This is a genomic window from Streptacidiphilus monticola (assembly GCF_042658505.1).
Lineage (GTDB): Bacteria > Actinomycetota > Actinomycetes > Streptomycetales > Streptomycetaceae > Streptacidiphilus > Streptacidiphilus monticola.
This window is the reverse complement of sequence record NZ_JBHSQJ010000057.1, coordinates 1-15,245: the sequence shown is the minus strand read 5'-3', so window position 1 is coordinate 15,245 and position 15,245 is coordinate 1. Positions and strand designations below refer to the sequence as shown.

The following is a 15,245-nucleotide window of genomic DNA, read 5'->3' as shown; positions in this document are numbered from 1 at the left end:
TGGTAAATGAGGAGTTAACGCAAACATGTCATGCACGACTCTGGACAGGCGCCGAGCGGGTCCCCTACAAATCAATCCCATGTATGCGGCCCGGATCCGGAGCCGCCGGCCCGCCGCCTTCGTACCCACCCCCGAAAGCGAGGCGCACATGCCCATCNCCCATCAACCGACGCCAGTTCCTGTCCAGCGCCGTCGGCGTCCCCGCCGCAGCCGCGGCGGCGAACGCCCTGGGCGCGCGCAGCGCCTTCGCCGACCCGGCGACGTACACGCCGAGTTGGAGCTCCGTGGACCAGCACACCCCGGCCCCGGAGTGGTTCCAGGACGCCAAGTTCGGCATCTACTTCCACTGGGGGGCCTTCAGCGTCCCCGCCTACGACAGCGAGTGGTACCCGCGGAACATGTACATCAGCGGGAGCAACGCCAACACCCACCACATCGCCACCTACGGCGACCCCTCGGTCTGGCCCTACAACAACTTCATCGACGGCGCCCGCGACAAGGCCGGCAACTTCGTCCAGTTCGCACCCAAGCTCGTCTCCGCCGGCGGCAACTTCGACCCCGACGCGTGGGCGCAGCTGTTCAAGGACGCCGGAGCCAGGTTCGCCGGCCCGGTCGCCGAGCACCACGACGGCTTCTCCATGTGGGACAGCAAGGTCAACGAGTGGAACTCGGTGGCCAAGGGCCCCCGCCTGAACCTGTTGCAGCTGTTCGACACCGCGATCCGCGCCAAGGGCCTCAAGCTGCTGGTGGCGATGCACCACGCCTACAACTTCAACGGCTACTACGACCACGTGCCGGCACAGAGCACCACCAGCCTGCAGAAGCTCTACGGGCAGCTCGGCACCACGGCTGAGAACCAGCTCTGGTACGACAAGCTCAAGGAGGTCGTGGACCAGGCCCGCCCGGACATCCTCTGGGAGGACTTCGACCTCTCCAAGGTCGACGAGACCCAGCGGCTCAACTTCCTTTCCTACTACTACAACCAGGCCAACGCGTGGGGGAAGGAAGTCGTCGCCACCTACAAGGACGGCTACGACAACAAGGGCGAGGTCTTCGACTACGAACGCGGCGGCCCGGGCGACATCACCAGCCCCTACTGGCTCACCGACGACAGCATCAGCAGCTCCAGCTGGTGCTACACCGTCGGCATCGGCTACTACACCCTCCCGCAGATGCTGCACTCCCTCATCGACCGGGTGAGCAAGAACGGCAACATGCTGCTCAACATCGCCCCCATGGCCGACGGCACCATCCCGCAGGGCCAGCGCGACATCCTCCTCGGCATCGGCGACCACCTGGCACGCTTCGGCGAGGCCGTCTACGCCACCCGCGCCTGGACCGCCTACGGCGAGGGGCCCACCAAGATGGGCGGCGGGTCCTTCACCACCCCCCGGGCGGGAACCGCGCAGGACATCCGGTTCACCCGCAGCAAGGACGGCACCGTACTCTACGCAACCGTCCTGGGCTGGCCCGGCAGTTCACTGCCGATCACCACGCTCAACTCGTTCCGCTTCGACGTGTCCTCGCTGACCAAGGTGGAACTGCTGGGAGCCACCGCGGGCAGCTACATCACGCTCGGCACCCCCACCCAGGACACGTCGGCCCTGCACGTCCCGCTGCCCTCGGCGGCCCCCTACAGCGCCCAGGCGTACTCCCTCAAGCTGACCTTCTCCGGGCAGATCCCCACCCTGAAGCCGGCCGTCGCGGGCGCGACGGTCTTCCAGGACGTCAACTACTCCGGCGTCAGCGCCCCGCTCAAGCTCGGCAGCTACACGGCAGCGCAGCTCCAGGCGGCGGGCCTGGCCAACAAGAGCATCTCCTCCCTCCAGCTGACCCCCGGCTACCAGCTGGTCGGGTACTCCGGCGACAACTTCACCGGCACGGCATGGACCTTCACGGCCAACAACGCGGACCTGCGGCCCGGGGGCAACAACGACGCGATCGTCTCCCTCCACGTGACTTTCAACCCCGCGACCTACGTGCGGCTCACCAACGTCACCGACGGCCTGGTCCTCGACAGCGGCGGCAACGTCGCCAGCGGCTCCAACCTCAAGCAGTGGACCTGGAACGGCAGTTCCAACCTCCAGTGGCAGATCGTCGACCTCGGCAACGGCTACTACCGGCTGGTCAACCGCACCAACGGCATGGTGGCCGACGGCGGGGGCGCCACCACGAACGGCTCGCCCGCCCTGCAGGCCGCCTGGAACGGCGGCAACAACCAGCAGTGGCTGATCACCGACCGCGGCAACGGCCAGTACACCATCGCCAACCGCACCACCGGTCTGGTCCTGGACGGCGGCGGCCAGGTGGCCTCCGGCTCGGTCACCAAGCAGTGGACCTGGGACGGCAGCACCAACCTCCAGTGGACCGTCACCGCGGTCTGATCCCGTGTACCGACTCCGGTGCCGAGACGGGCGGTCCGCGCGCGCCCGCCTCGGCACCGGTCGGGTACCCGGCGCACGACTGCGCGGGGTTGCGCCAGCGGCGGTCCACCTGATCGCATGTCAGGTGACCGGCGCCGCTCGGGCGCCGACGGGGATGCTCGAAGAGCACAAGGCCAGGGGAAGGCACGGGGGATGACGACACTGCGGCTCGCCCGCATTCGGAGGCGTGGAGACGTCATCGCCGTCGCCTGCGTCCTGGGCATCGCCACCGCGCTGGCCCTCAGCACGACCCGAGCGGCCGAGGGCGAGTGCTGGCTGGCCGGCGCCGTGGTGGTCGCGGTCCTGTCCGTCGGCGTACCCCGCACCTTCTGGCTCCGCGCGGACGAGCACGGCGTCACCCTGGTCCGGCTGTTCGTGCCGCGCCGCTACGCCTGGTCGGACGTCCGCGGGATCGCGGTGGATTTCGGCGAGGACCCCGACACCGACGCCCGTCATGCCAGGCTGCGGCTGCACCTGGCCGACCCTCCGGGCCACCGCTGGGGTCCACTCCTCGCCGGCCTCCCCGTCACGGACGACAAGCTGCCCCGCGGCGGCGAACCGCGCGAACTCGCCGAACTGCTCGCCCTGTTCGGCCGTCGCGGCCTGCCCGTCGGGCCGCCCGCCTTCGCCGACGCCGTCCTCGCCGCGCAGGGTCTCCCCCCGCTCCCGGCCCCGCTCCCCCGCCACGCGCCGACCGGGGCCGTCCCCCCACCCGAACGCGCCTACGCCGACGCCCCCGAGCCCGAGGAGGAGAAGCGCCGCCTCGAACTGAGCAGGCGCCTCAGCCCGATCAGCACGTCGCCCCGTCACCGGCGCGAGTACCTGCTGCGCCGTGCTGCCGCCGCCGACCGGATCGCGCTGCGCAACGGCGACTCCGGCCTAGAGGACGTCGCGGCCGCGCTCCTGTGGGCCGGCCGGCTGGCGGACCACGACGGCGTCACCGCCGACGACGACCCGCGCGGCTATGTGCGCCAGCAGTACCTGGCCTGGCGATCCGCGCGCCGATAGGCAACCACGGCCGACAGGCCGGCCCGGTCAGTGCACCCGCGCGCGGGGGTCGCGGCGCCGAGGACGAGGTCGGCGGGCCAGGTCTGCTGCAGCACCCGGCTCAGCAGAGGGTGGCTGGACCCCAGCACCTCGGTGCGGGCGACGCGGCCGTCGGCCTTGATCCGCTGGCCGCCCAGGACCACGGGCGCCCGCAGGAGTTCGCCGCCCCACGGCGGGATGGCGTTGCAGAGCAGCCCCTCGAACCGGTGGCCCTCGACCGCGCCGGTCTCGAAGCGTTGCACGAGGTCGTCGATCACCGGCGCCTGGAGGTAGACCCAGCACAGGTACACCACGGTGCGACCGTCGTCGAGGCGGATCGGCAGGCGGACCTTGAGGAAGTTGCCCACGCCCTCCACAATCATGATCGCTCCGGTGTCGGCCCGCACCCGCTGCGTGCGCTCCTCCTCCGACAACTCGGCGACCAGGTGGGGCAGTTCCAGGTCGAAGCCGGGGTGCTCCGGGTCGAGTCGGCCACCGCAGGCGCAGCCGTCGCAGCAGGCACCGTCGGCCAGGGTCAGCCCGCTCCCGGACGGCACAGCCGGCTCGCCGCCGTCCGGTGCCGGCAGCAGCAGCGCGTAGCCCCGGACGGTGGTGAACACCGTCGGCTCAGGCAGGCCCAGGGCCGCGAGCGCGGCCGAAGCCCCTTCGTGGCGATCCCCGTTGACCCGTACCTCGGCCTGCACGGCGCCGGGCGCGCCGCCGTAGAAGACCTTGATCCCGTTGAAGTACGGCGACTCCAGGTCCGCCGTGAAGGAGTCCGCGATGCGGTGCAGCACGTTCGCGTCCACGAGCGCGGACTGCAGCCGCCGGCTCTCGGCCGGATCCACGCCGAGGCCGACCACCCCGGAGCTGATCGCCTGCCATCCGGGCACGCCGCGGCGGTCGGCAGGCCCGTCGCGGTCCGCGAAGCGCCCGCGGCCGTCCAGCAGTTCCAGCAGGCACGCGCCCGCCGTCTGCACCCACGAGTCCACCGCGCCCTGCACCTGGCCGGGCCGGATCGTGACGCAGTCCAGGAAGCACGGCACGTCGGGCTGCACGGTGACGTCCGGCAGCGCGACGAGATCGTAGTGGTGCGCGCCACCGTGCCGGGGCGGCGTCACGCCGATCGCCCAACCGCTGGGGCTGAGCAGGGAGTTGCCCTTGAGCTCGGCGCCCTCGGTCACCCCGGGTGCGAAGGCTTCGAGTCGCGTCCGCACCACGGCGAGGAGGTCCAGGTCGGGCAGCCGCTCGGCAGGCGGCTCGTCGTTACGCGCGCGGCGTCGTATCCAGGGCACGCGTGGATGCTACAGAAGCGGTTCCGGCGGGTCCGACCCATTTCCCACGCTCGGACGGGCGGCCCCTCCTCAGGTGACGGGCAGGAGCTTCGGGGCCCCGGTCGGTCGGCCCAACTGGCCGGCGACTTCGGCTCCTTCGCGGACGAAGACGGGGATGCGGTCCAGGGGGGCGTCGGCGTCGAGCGTCGTCCCTCCCTCGCGGACGAGTCCGGTGGCGGGGTCGAGCCAGCGGGCGCCGGCCGGAAGGTACACCGCACGGGCCCTGGCGCCCGGCGCGTACACGGGGGCCACCAGCAGGTCGGGGCCGAGGAGGAACTGGTCGTCCACGTCCCAGGCGCGCTCGTCCTCGGGGAAGCCGAAGAACAGCGGGCGCATCGGCGGCGCGCCGGTGCGGTGGGCGTCCTCGGACAGCGCCGCGAGGTACGGGCGCAGGCGCTCGCGCAGCAGCAGGTGCTCGCGGAGGATGCCGTAGGCCTCCTCGCCGTAGGACCAGACCTCGTTCGGTCCGCCGGTCATGTCCGCGGAGAAGGCGGGGTAGTTCGGCTGCCGGTCCCCGTGCAGCCGCATGACCGGGCAGAAGGTGCCGTACTGGAACCACCGGATGAGCAGCTCACGGTAGCCGGGATCGTCGGGGTCGCCGCCGAAGAAGCCGCCGATGTCGGTGTTCCACCAGGGGACGCCGCTCATCGCGACGTTCAGTCCGGCCCGGATCTGGCGGGCCAGGGAGTCGAAGGTCGTGGGGATGTCCCCGGACCACAGCAGGGCCCCGTGCTTCTGGCTGCCCGCCCACGCGGAGCGGATCAGTGACAGCGGCCGGTCCTGCCCGGCCGCGCGCAGGCCGTCGGCCACCGCGCGGGCGTGCAGCAGGGGGTAGAGGTTCGCGACCTCGGCGGCCGGACCGGCCGCGTAGACGGCGCGGTCGGCGCGGTCGCGCGGCAGGTCGGGCTCGCAGGCGTCCAGCCAGAAGCACTCGACGCCCAGCGAACGGTAGTTGGCGTCCAGCCGCTGCCACAGCGCGGCGCGCGCCCCGGGGTGGGTCGCGTCGTAGTAGGCCATCGGGCGGATCAGCGCGTCCCCGGCGTATCGGGACGGCCACGGGAAGGTGAGCAGCCCGCCGTCGGCGTCCCGGACCAGGTGCCCGGCCGCGCGCAGTTCGTCGTGCGTGTCGCTGTCGGGTTCGACGGTCGGCCAGACGGAGACGGCGAGCCGCACTCCGAGGTCGGTCAGCTCCTTGACCATGGCGGCGGGGTCGGGCCACTCGCTCTCCTCGAAGCGCCAGTCGCCCATCCTCGGCCAGTGGAAGAAGTCGCAGACGATGACGGACAGCGGCAGCCCGCGTTCCTTGAACTGCCGTGCCACCGACAGGAGTTCCTCCTGTGTGCGGTACCGCAGCCGCGACTGCCAGAATCCGGACGCCCACGCGGGGAGGAGCGGTGGGCGTCCCGTGGCCCGGGTGTAGGAGTCGAGGATCTCGGCGGGAGTGCCGCCCGCGGTGATCCAGTAGTCGATGCGGCCGCCCGCGTCGGCGGTCCACCGGGTGGTGTCGGCGCCGAGCTCGACGCGGCCGGTGGCGGGGTTGTTCCAGAGCAGGCCGTAGCCTCGCGAGGAGTGCAGGAAGGGGACGGCGGCCACGGTGTTGCTCTGGACGAGGTCGACCACGCAGCCCTTCTGGTTCAGGCGGCCGTGCAGGTGCTGCCCCAGCCCGTGCAGCCGTTCGCCCTCGTAGGCCTCGAAGAGCTGCTCCGTCCGGCCGCCCGCCGCGTGGACCCGCGGGCCGGCGTGGTGCCCGTGCGGGCCCTTGTCGGCGAGGAGTTCCTGGCCTTCGAGGGCATGACGGAACGTCAGCCGGCCGTCCGCCGCGGCCTCCACGGCGAGGCGGCCGTTGACCAGCCGGGCGGACCCGTCGTCCGAGAGAAGGAGGTCGGCCTGCGGCGAGGGCGATGGGGTCTCCAGCGCACCGGGGGCGTCGGGATCGAGGACCCCGGCCGAGGCGCGGACCCGGACGGCGTGCGGCCCCCACGGCTCGATGCGGAGGATCTCGCCGGGGGTGTGGCGTTCCAGGCCGCCCGCGCGAATGCTGAAGGACACAGAACTCCCTTTTCTTCTCCGGTGGTTCGGACAGGTGGACCGGGCGGCGGACCGTCAGGGCGCCAGGCCCCGGTCGGCCAGCCACGCCAGTTGTGCGGGCCAGTTGTCGGCGTAGCCGCCGCCGTGGTCGCCGAACGGCCAGACCGTCATGGTCCGGTCCTCACCGGCGTAGTGGTTGAAGGCGGCGTAGACCGTGGCGGGCGGGCAGATGGGGTCCATCAGGCCGACGCTGAACAGGGCCGGTGCGGTGGCGCGTTGCGCGAAGTGGACGCCGTCGAAGTAGTCGAGGGTGGCGAAGGTCTGCTCCACCCGCAGCCGGCTGTGCCAGCGCAGGTACTTGGCGAGTTCCGGGTAGGGGCCCTCTCCGGCGGTCTGCGCCGCGCGGCGGTAGTGGCACAGGAACGGCACGTCGGCGAGGACGGCCGCGACTCGCTCCCCGGCGAGCCCGGCGACGGCCAGGGCCAGCCCGCCGCCCTGGCTGCCGCCCGCCGCCACCACCCGCCGGGCGTCGAGGCCGGGCAGCTCCGCGACGGCGTCCACCGCGCGCACGCAGTCGGTCATCAGGCGCCGGTAGTAGTGGTTCTCCGGCGAGTCGATGCCGCGGGTCAGGAAGCCCTCGGCCCACTGCGTGCCGTCGCCCTGGGTGCGGTCCGGCGTGTCGTGGCCCTGGCCGCGGCTGTCGACGACGAGTTGGGCGTACCCCGCCGCGGGCCAGAACAGGTGCTCGGTCGGCAGGCCCCGGCCGCTGGTGTAGCCGATGTAGGTGACGACGACCGGCAGGGGGCCTTCGGCGCCGCGGGGGCGCAGCAGCCAGGCGGCCACCGGTTCGCCGTTCCAGCCGGGGAAGCGCACGTCGTCCACCTCGACGGTGCGCAGCCGGTACGTGGAGGTGACCCGTTCGGCCTTCACCGCCCCGCCGCGCGCCCGGGCCTCCTCGAGGGTGTGCTGCCAGAAGCTGTCGAAGTCGCGCGGGAGGTCCGCCGCCGGGCGGTAGCCGGCGAGTTCGTCGAGGCCGAAGTCGGTCTGCGGCATGGGGGTTTCCTCCGGGTGGAGCGAGTTCGAGGTGACGGACGAGAGGGCGGTGCGGGACACACGGGCTCCTGGGTGCGGCGTGGCGGTCGGCGGTCGGGAGGCGGCTACCTGGCGGTGCCCGGGATCTCGTGGAGCTTCTCGAAGAGGAACTCGTGCTTGAGGAAGGAGACGTCGTACTCGTGTCCCGGATACGGCGGCAGCAACTGGGCGGCCTGGAACAGCCGCCACCCGTCGAGCAGGGCGGCGGTGCCGTTCGGGTACGGGGCTTCGTCGCTGTCGCCCGTCGTCGGGGACGTGCGGCCGGTCCCGTCGTAGAGCGACCAGCCGATGACGCGGGAGTCGAGCGAGGAGTCGGAGAGGTAGAGGACGAGGACCTGCTGGCGCAGGACGGTGGTCCCGGTGGCGAGGCCGGGCGCGGACAGGGTGGTCATCGTGCGGCCTCCTGCGGGCGGTTGGCGATCCTGGTCGCCCAGTGGTCGATGTCGAAGGCGTCGTCCCCGGTGAGCGCCCGCCACAGCAGGACCCGGTTGTACACCTCGAGGCGGCCGGTCGCCTGCTCGTACCAGGGGAACCACGTCCGCAGTTCCTCGACGACCGGGGGGTCCTCGAGGTCGGAGGTGTCCCACAGCAGGCGCTGGCGGACGGTCGGGTTGAAGCGGATCTTGAACATGAAGCGGGTGACGTCGCTGTCGTTGCGCCGTCCGCCGTGCCAGATGCCGTGGTGCACGAACACCACCGTTCCCGCAGGGCAGACCAGCCGGTCCTGCCCCAGCAGGTTCTGGTAGCGGCCGGTGTCGGTCTCGTTGACCCGCCGCAGGTGGCTGCCGGGAACGCTGAGCGTCCCGCCCATCTCCAGGGTGACGTCCTGCGGGTAGTACATCAGCTGGACGTCGAAGGCGTCCGATCGTACGTCGATGATCGCGTCGGCGTGCAGGGACTGCGCCTCCCCGCCGTGCGGCTCCCGGACGTGCACGGCGTGGTGGTCGATCTCGGGCTCCCGGCCGACGAGGCTCTGCAACGCTCCTGCCACCTCGGGAATGTCGAGCAGCCGTCGGGGAAACGAGCCCTCCGGGTAGGCCTTCGACAGCGGCGTGCCGTAGTCGACGTCCGGTACGCCGGCCGTTAGGAACGACAGGGCGTCGGCGTTCAGCGCCGGTGGTACCACCGCGTCGAGCCGCAGCGAACCGCGCGCCACGAAGCGCGCCATCTGCACCGAACTGAGCAGGACTGGGGTGTTCTCCATGCCCGCCACGCTAGGTCCGGACGCCGCCCGCCCGGGTGGCCCGCACTCATCCACTACTGGTCTATTCTCACCATGGAACCGATGGTCATGGCAGCCTGACGACGGGTCACCTGCTGTCGCCGTGGTAGAAAACAGCCCATGCTGAACGTACGGATCGTGCTCGACGACCCCCCGGTGCTCGCCGCGGTCGGCGTCGGCGTGCACGGGCCGGCCGGGCAGGTGGACGAGTTCCTGCTGCCGGACCTGTGGCAGCTCCACCTCTACGACTACGAGGCGGACCTGCACGTGGCCGGAACCGACCACGCGATCCGCCCGGGCCGGGTCAGCCTGATCCCCCCGGGGGCCAAGTCCCGCTACCGCTACCGGGGCCGGTCCGAGCACCTGTACGTCCACCTGCGGTTGCCGACCGAGGGCGCCGCCGTCAGCTTGCCGCTCATGCAGCACACCGGCTCCGAACGGGCCGCGCTCGACGGCCAGTTGCGGCAGGCGGTCGCCTCCTGGCCGAGTCGTCCGGCGCGGGCGACGGCGGAGGTGTGGGCGGCGCTGTGGCGCGTCGCGCAGCTCGCACCGTCCGAGCCGGACGAGGGGGCCGAGCACGCGCGACCGGCGCATCCGGTGGTGACCGCGGCGACCGCGTTCATCGAGGAGCGGCTGGCCGGGCCGCTCTCCGTACCGCAGGTCGCCCGTGCTGTGGGCGTCTCGCACAACCACCTCACCCGGCTGTTCCGGGAGTCGACCGGGCAGAGCGTCGTGGGCTGGATCCGGGCCCGCCGGATGGCGCGGGCCCGGCACTTCCTCCAGGCCACGACCCTGTCCATTCCGGCGGTCGCCGCCTCCGTCGGCATTCCGGACCTGCAGGCGTTCAACAAGGCCTGCCGGCGGGAGCTGGGGGCCGCGCCGCGCGTGATCCGGGCCGAGCGGCTGCCCGGATCGGCCGCCGACCGGACGGGCGGCTGACGCCGCCTCAGGCCACCTTCGTCGGTGCACGGCCCGAACTCTCCCTCCGGCTCAGCACCGGCGTCAGCAGCGTGACGTCGTCCGGGACGTCGCCGTTGAGCCGTGACATCACCAACTCAACCGCACGGGTGCCGAGTTCGCGGGTGGGTCCGCTGACCGCGGTGAGCCGGGGCGAGAACTGCTCGGCGAGCGGCTCCTGGCACAGCGCGACCACCGAGGCGTCCTCCGGGACCACCCGACCCGCTGCCCGCAGCAGCGAGAGCAGCGGCCCGATGGCCCCCTCGTTCTGCACCACGAAGCCGGTCGTTCCGGGCCGGTCCGCGAGGATCCTGGTGAACACTCCCGCCACCGATTCGTAGGTGCCGTCGCAGGGCCGGTGCACCGCGCGCAGCCCGAGCTGCCGTGCGCCCTCCTCGAATCCGCTCCGGGTGCGCTCGGCATAGCCGGCGTGGCGTTCGTAGACCGCCGCCGGGTAGCCGATGAACGCGACCTCCCGGTGCCCGAGTTCGGCGAGATGTTCGGCGGCGAGCCGTCCGGCGCGGACGAAGTCGTGGTCGACGCAGGCCAGTCCGCGCGCGTCGCGGGGCAGCCCGATCAGCGCGGAGTGGGTGCCGGTCTCGCGCAGCACGGCGATCCGCGGGTCGTCCATCTGGACGTCCATCAGGATCACCCCGTCCGCGAGCCCGCTGCGGGCGACGCGCCGGACGCCGTCCGGGCCCTCGTCGTTGGTGATCAGCAGCACGTCGTAACCGAACTGACGGGCCGCCATCGTGACCGAGATGGCGATCTCCATCATCACCGGGACGTAGACGTCGGTGTGAAGCGGCACCACGAGGGCGATGATGTGCGACCGCTTGCCGGCCAGCGCGCGGGCACCGGCATGGGGGTGGTAGCCGAGCAGGCTGATCGCCTGCTCCACCCGCGCCCGGGTGGGCTCGGAGATCGCCCGCTTGCCGCTGAGCACGTAGCTGACCGTGCTGGGCGATACGCCCGCGGCCTTGGCCACCTCGGCCAGTGTCACCATGCCGGTGGTTCCCTCTCTCGTTCCGGTCGCTGACGTGCCGTCAGCCCTTGATGGCGCCGGTGAGCACACCGGTCTTGAAGTGCTTCTGCATGAACGGGTAGACGAGCAGGATCGGGACCAACGTCAGCACCACCACCGCCATCTGCAGGGACAGCGGCGCACTCTGCTGGTGCAGGGAGCCGAACCCGGAGTTGGTGGTGCCGGGGATGGACTGGCCGTAGCTGACGTACTGGAGCAGCACGTACTGCAGCGGCCACTTGCCGCTCTCGGTCGGCATGTAGAGCATCACGTTGAAGAACGAGTTCCAGTAACCGACCGCGTAGAAGAGGGCGATCACCGCGGTGACCGCCCGCGACGTGGGCAGCACCACGGACCACAGGATGCGCCACTCGCTGCAGCCGTCCATCCGGGCCGCGTCGATGAGCTCGGCCGCCGTTCCGGAGTAGAAGGCGCGCAGCACCAGGATGTTGAAGACGGACACCGCGCCGGGCAGGATCAGCGACCAGTACTGGCCGTAGCCGCCGAGGCCGGTGACGACCAGGTACGTGGGGATCAGTCCACCGCTGACGAACATGGTGACGATCAGCACCATGAGGATGGTGCGGTGCCCGAGCGAGCGCGAGCGGGACAGCCCGTAGGCGCAGAGCACCGAGACGACCATCGACAGCAGCGTGCCGACGGCGGTGATCGCCAGGCTCACCAGGACGGCCCGGGTGACCGGGCCGTCCTGGAGCACGGCGCGGTAGGCGTCCAGGGTGAGGCCGTCGGGGACCAGCACCAGGCCGCCCGCGCGGTTGATGGCCCCGCTGGTGGAGAAGCTGGTCAGCACCACGATCCAGATCGGCACCAGGACTGCGGCGAGAACAAGGGCGAGCACGCCGCCCTTGAGCGTCTGTCCGGCGGCACCGGGCTTCTCCTCCCACACGGGGCGGCCCTTGTTGCGGTCCGGGCGCAGGGCGGGGACGGCGGTCTGAGTGTGCGTCAGCGTCTGGCTCATTTGCGGTACAACCCGTCCTCACCGAAGGCGTGCGCGACCCTGTTGGCGCCCCAGATCAGCAGCAGCGAGATCACGCTCTTGAACAGTCCGGCGGCCGCGCCGTAGCTGTAGTTGTTGGTGGCGATGCCGTAGTAGAAGGAGAAGGTGTCCAGCACGTCCGCCGTGTCGTGGCCGACGGCGTCGCGCTGGATCAGGAACTGCTCGAAGCCGACGGTGAGCGCGTTGCCCAGCCGCAGCACGAGCATCAGCACGATGACGCCGCGCATGCCGGGCAGGGTGACGTGCCACATCCGGCGCCACCGGCCCGCACCGTCCACCGCGGCGGCCTCGTAGAGGTTCTGGTCGATCGCCGACAGCGCCGCGAGGAAGACGATGATGCCCCAGCCGGCTTCCTTCCACACCGCCTGCGAGGTGACCAGCAGCGCGAAGGTGTGCGGGTTGGTCATCACGTCCCAACTGCCCAGGTTGTGCTGGGCCAGGAAGTGGTTGAGCACGCCGGCGCCGCCGAGCATCTGCTGGAAGATGGTGATGGCCAGCACCCAGGAGAAGAAGTGCGGCAGGTAGACGACTGACTGGACGAAGTTCCGCAGCCGCTCGCTCATCACCGAGTTCAGCATCAGCGCCAGCGCGATCGGGATCGGGAAGAACAGCACCAGCTGCACGAAGCTCAGCCAGAGGGTGTTGCGCAGCGCCCCCCAGAACAGCGGGTCGGTGAACAGCATCCGGAACTGGTCGAGCCCGGCCCAGTCGCTGTGCAGCACGCCGACCAGCGGGTCGTAGTACTCGAACGCGGTGATCAGGCCGAACAGCGGCGCGTAGTTGAAGACCAGCAGCAGCGCGACGGCCGGCAGGGTCATCAGGATCAGCGACCTGTCCCGGCGCAGGCGCAACCGCCAGGTCAGTCCGCCCTCCCGGCCGCGTCCCGGCCGCGTCCCCGGCCGGGCCCGGCCGTCGGCGTCCGGCGTCGCGCCGACCGCCCGTTCGGTGCCGCCGGAGCTGGCTCCGCGGACCTTCTTCGCCTTGGTGGTGAACGTTCCGGCCACCGTTCCTCCTCGCTCCGCGGCGGGCCGGGACCCGGCCCACCGCCTGCCGTCGTCTGCTACTGGCCGGTGCCGTACTTGTCCAGGACCTCGGTCTGGTACCAGTTCTTCAACTGGTCGCCGCCGCTGGACTTCCAGGAGGACACGGCGGCCTGGAAGTCGGAGACCTTCTTCAGGCCGTGGCTGACCTCGGTGACGGTGTCGACGACCGACTGCGCGGCGGCCGCGGTGGCGTACCGCTGCGGCACGGTGATGTTCATGCCGTAGAACACCGGCTTGTAGACGTGCGGGGCGGTGCGGGCGAACCAGGAGGTGTAGTCCTTGGTCACCTGGTCGGCGCCGGGGTTGCTGATCACCTGCGGGGCGGACGCCAGGAAGTTGTACGTGGTGGGCTGGGCGTACTTCTTGCCCTCGTCCGTGTAGGTGGGCAGCCCGTTCACCATCGTGTGGTGGACGCCCTCGACGCCGTAGGTGACCAGCGTGTACTCGGTCGAACCGTAGGGCGCGGCAAGGTAGTTGGCGACCGCCAGCAGCTCCTCGATCTGGTCCGGGGAGAGCTTGGCGTTGAGGTAGCTGACGACGCCGGTGGCGGCGCCGAGGAAGATCTGCGGATTGGACTTCCCGTCGGCGGCGATGACGTTGAAGGCCCCGCGCCGGTAGTTCTTGTTCGCGGCGGTGCCGGACTGGTAGTCCGCCAGGGTCCAGGCGCCGGTTCCGCCGCCCTGGATCAGCTCCTTGCCCGAGTAGAAGCGGGTGGCACTGGCGTTGACGTCGCCGGCCAGGGCGTCGGGGTGCATGTAGCCGGACTTGGCGAGCCTGTAGTGCCAGTCGAGTGCCTCCAGGAACTCGGGCAACTCGTAGGCGTGGACCAGCTTTCCGTCCCTGACCGTCCACCCCGGCGGCAGTCCCCAGGAGAGGGACAGGTAGGTCCACACGTCGCCGAAGGCCCACACGCCGGCCTTGACGCTGGTCAGTTCCTTGCCCAGGCTCATGTAGTCGTCGGCGGACTTGACCTGGTCCGCGGTGATGCCCTTCGACTCCAGGATGTCGGCCCGGTGGAAGACGGCGCCCGCCAGGGGCATGCCGCTGGCGAAGCACGGGATGCCGTAGAGCTTGTCCTCCCAGGCCCCGACCTGCCAGGCGAAGGTCGGAATGGCGGCGAGGTTCGGATACTTCTTGATCTTGTCGCCGGCCAGGTACGGGGTCAGGTCGGCCAGCTGGGTTCCGGCCAGCTCTCCCAGGTTGAACGCCGAGTTCCACCACGTGGGCAGCTGGACCCAGTCAGGCAGCTTCTTGGAGGCGGTCATCGTCGGGACGATGGTGTTGTAGGTGACGCCGTTGGCCGGCTTGATGGTGAGGTTCACGCCCAGCGCCTTGTTGACGGCCTGGTAGAACGAGTTGCCGGCCGGCGGGATGGTCCCCCACAGAGGGGTGACCGCGGTGTAGCTGCCGCCCTTGCCCGGGGTGCCGGACACCGTCGTGATCTGCTTGGCCGGGTAGCTGAGGAAGGCGGGGTCGGTGAACGCGCCTGCCGCTCCCTGCACCGAGGGGATGTCGGGCTTGACGGCCTGTCCCGGCACATAGTCCGGCAGCGCGGCGCTCAGGCCGCTCTTCGAGTTGGTCCCGCCCTTGCTGCGGGACGAGCTGCCGCCACAGGCGGACAGCAGGGGTGACAGGGCAGCGGCCCCGGCCACGGCGACTGCGCCGTTCACGAAGGCTCTGCGGTTCATTGCGATGCTCATGGTGGGCGGCCCTTCGCCGGTGACGATCCGTATCGAGCGACGTGCGGGTGTGCGGCGTTGCGGAGGGAACGGCGCGAGCGGCCCCGTTCATGCGGAGCCCTCGAAGCGCTTGAATGTTGCCGAGAGGTTAAGGGCGGCTTCACGGGCGATGCAAGAGGCAGCGCAGGAAATCTCTACGCCAACATGAACAGAAGTTTCTAGGAAACTTTCTCTTGACAGCCCTGATGGCGCATGCCAGCTTCGAAGGGCTTCAACGCGCCACCGCCACCGCCGCCCCTGAGCCCGAAGCCTGGCCAACCGGCCGCACTGACAGGGGCGTTCACCCTGCCTGAAACACACCTGCAAGGGACTTCCTCTGTGAGCACTGCTGCCGCCACG

12 protein-coding genes are annotated in these 15,245 nt (G+C 70.9%); 3 read left to right on the top strand and 9 right to left on the bottom strand.

Annotated features, from left to right (window positions below):
- The first annotated feature begins 161 nt into the window (after nucleotides 1-161).
- A complete protein-coding gene (locus tag ACFP3V_RS14530; RefSeq protein WP_380583432.1) occupies nucleotides 162-2,384 on the top strand; it encodes an alpha-L-fucosidase in 2,223 nt (740 codons plus the stop codon).
- Nucleotides 2,385-2,576: 192 nt separating this feature from the next.
- Nucleotides 2,577-3,431 (top strand): hypothetical protein, encoded by an 855-nt coding sequence (locus ACFP3V_RS14525; RefSeq protein ID WP_380583418.1) that lies wholly within the window; start codon nucleotides 2,577-2,579, stop codon nucleotides 3,429-3,431.
- Here ACFP3V_RS14525 and ACFP3V_RS14520 read toward each other — a convergent pair.
- From ACFP3V_RS14520 to ACFP3V_RS14500, 5 genes are all read right to left on the bottom strand, one after another.
- Nucleotides 3,386-4,744, bottom strand: a complete 1,359-nt coding sequence (locus tag ACFP3V_RS14520) for a DUF6348 family protein (protein WP_380583417.1) — start codon at nucleotides 4,742-4,744, stop codon at nucleotides 3,386-3,388. The two genes, ACFP3V_RS14525 and ACFP3V_RS14520, sit on opposite strands and share 46 nt — an antisense overlap.
- 69 nt (nucleotides 4,745-4,813) lie before the next feature.
- Nucleotides 4,814-6,832, bottom strand: coding sequence for a glycoside hydrolase family 31 protein (locus ACFP3V_RS14515; RefSeq protein WP_380583416.1), 2,019 nt, complete (start codon nucleotides 6,830-6,832; stop codon nucleotides 4,814-4,816).
- A gap of 54 nt (nucleotides 6,833-6,886) precedes the next feature.
- Nucleotides 6,887-7,864, bottom strand: coding sequence for an acetylxylan esterase (locus ACFP3V_RS14510; RefSeq protein ID WP_380583431.1), 978 nt, complete (start codon nucleotides 7,862-7,864; stop codon nucleotides 6,887-6,889).
- A 104-nt stretch (nucleotides 7,865-7,968) separates the two neighbouring features.
- Complete coding sequence (locus ACFP3V_RS14505) at nucleotides 7,969-8,250, bottom strand: hypothetical protein (RefSeq protein ID WP_380583430.1); 282 nt, start codon at nucleotides 8,248-8,250, stop codon at nucleotides 7,969-7,971.
- 41 nt (nucleotides 8,251-8,291) lie between these two features.
- Nucleotides 8,292-9,107, bottom strand: a complete 816-nt coding sequence (locus ACFP3V_RS14500) for a phytanoyl-CoA dioxygenase family protein (RefSeq protein WP_380583415.1) — start codon at nucleotides 9,105-9,107, stop codon at nucleotides 8,292-8,294.
- A 138-nt stretch (nucleotides 9,108-9,245) separates the two neighbouring features.
- Between ACFP3V_RS14500 and ACFP3V_RS14495 the strand changes: the two genes are divergently transcribed.
- Entirely contained in the window at nucleotides 9,246-10,064 is an 819-nt protein-coding gene (locus tag ACFP3V_RS14495) for an AraC family transcriptional regulator (protein ID WP_380583414.1), read from the top strand.
- 7 nt (nucleotides 10,065-10,071) lie between these two features.
- Here ACFP3V_RS14495 and ACFP3V_RS14490 read toward each other — a convergent pair whose 3' ends face one another.
- The 4 genes from ACFP3V_RS14490 to ACFP3V_RS14475 are packed head-to-tail and all read right to left on the bottom strand — an operon-like array spanning nucleotide 10,072 to nucleotide 14,867.
- Nucleotides 10,072-11,088 carry a LacI family DNA-binding transcriptional regulator gene (locus ACFP3V_RS14490; RefSeq protein WP_380583413.1) on the bottom strand — a complete coding sequence of 339 codons (1,017 nt, stop codon included), beginning with the start codon at nucleotides 11,086-11,088 and terminating at the stop codon, nucleotides 10,072-10,074.
- Nucleotides 11,089-11,128: 40 nt separating this feature from the next.
- A complete protein-coding gene (locus tag ACFP3V_RS14485; RefSeq protein ID WP_380583412.1) occupies nucleotides 11,129-12,085 on the bottom strand; it encodes a carbohydrate ABC transporter permease in 957 nt (318 codons plus the stop codon).
- Nucleotides 12,082-13,128, bottom strand: a complete 1,047-nt coding sequence (locus ACFP3V_RS14480) for an ABC transporter permease (RefSeq protein WP_380583411.1) — start codon at nucleotides 13,126-13,128, stop codon at nucleotides 12,082-12,084. The genes ACFP3V_RS14485 and ACFP3V_RS14480 overlap by 4 nt, the downstream gene beginning before the upstream one ends.
- Nucleotides 13,129-13,184: 56 nt before the next feature.
- Nucleotides 13,185-14,867 carry a type 2 periplasmic-binding domain-containing protein gene (locus tag ACFP3V_RS14475; RefSeq protein WP_380583410.1) on the bottom strand — a complete coding sequence of 561 codons (1,683 nt, stop codon included), beginning with the start codon at nucleotides 14,865-14,867 and terminating at the stop codon, nucleotides 13,185-13,187.
- Nucleotides 14,868-15,245: the final 378 nt, after the last annotated feature.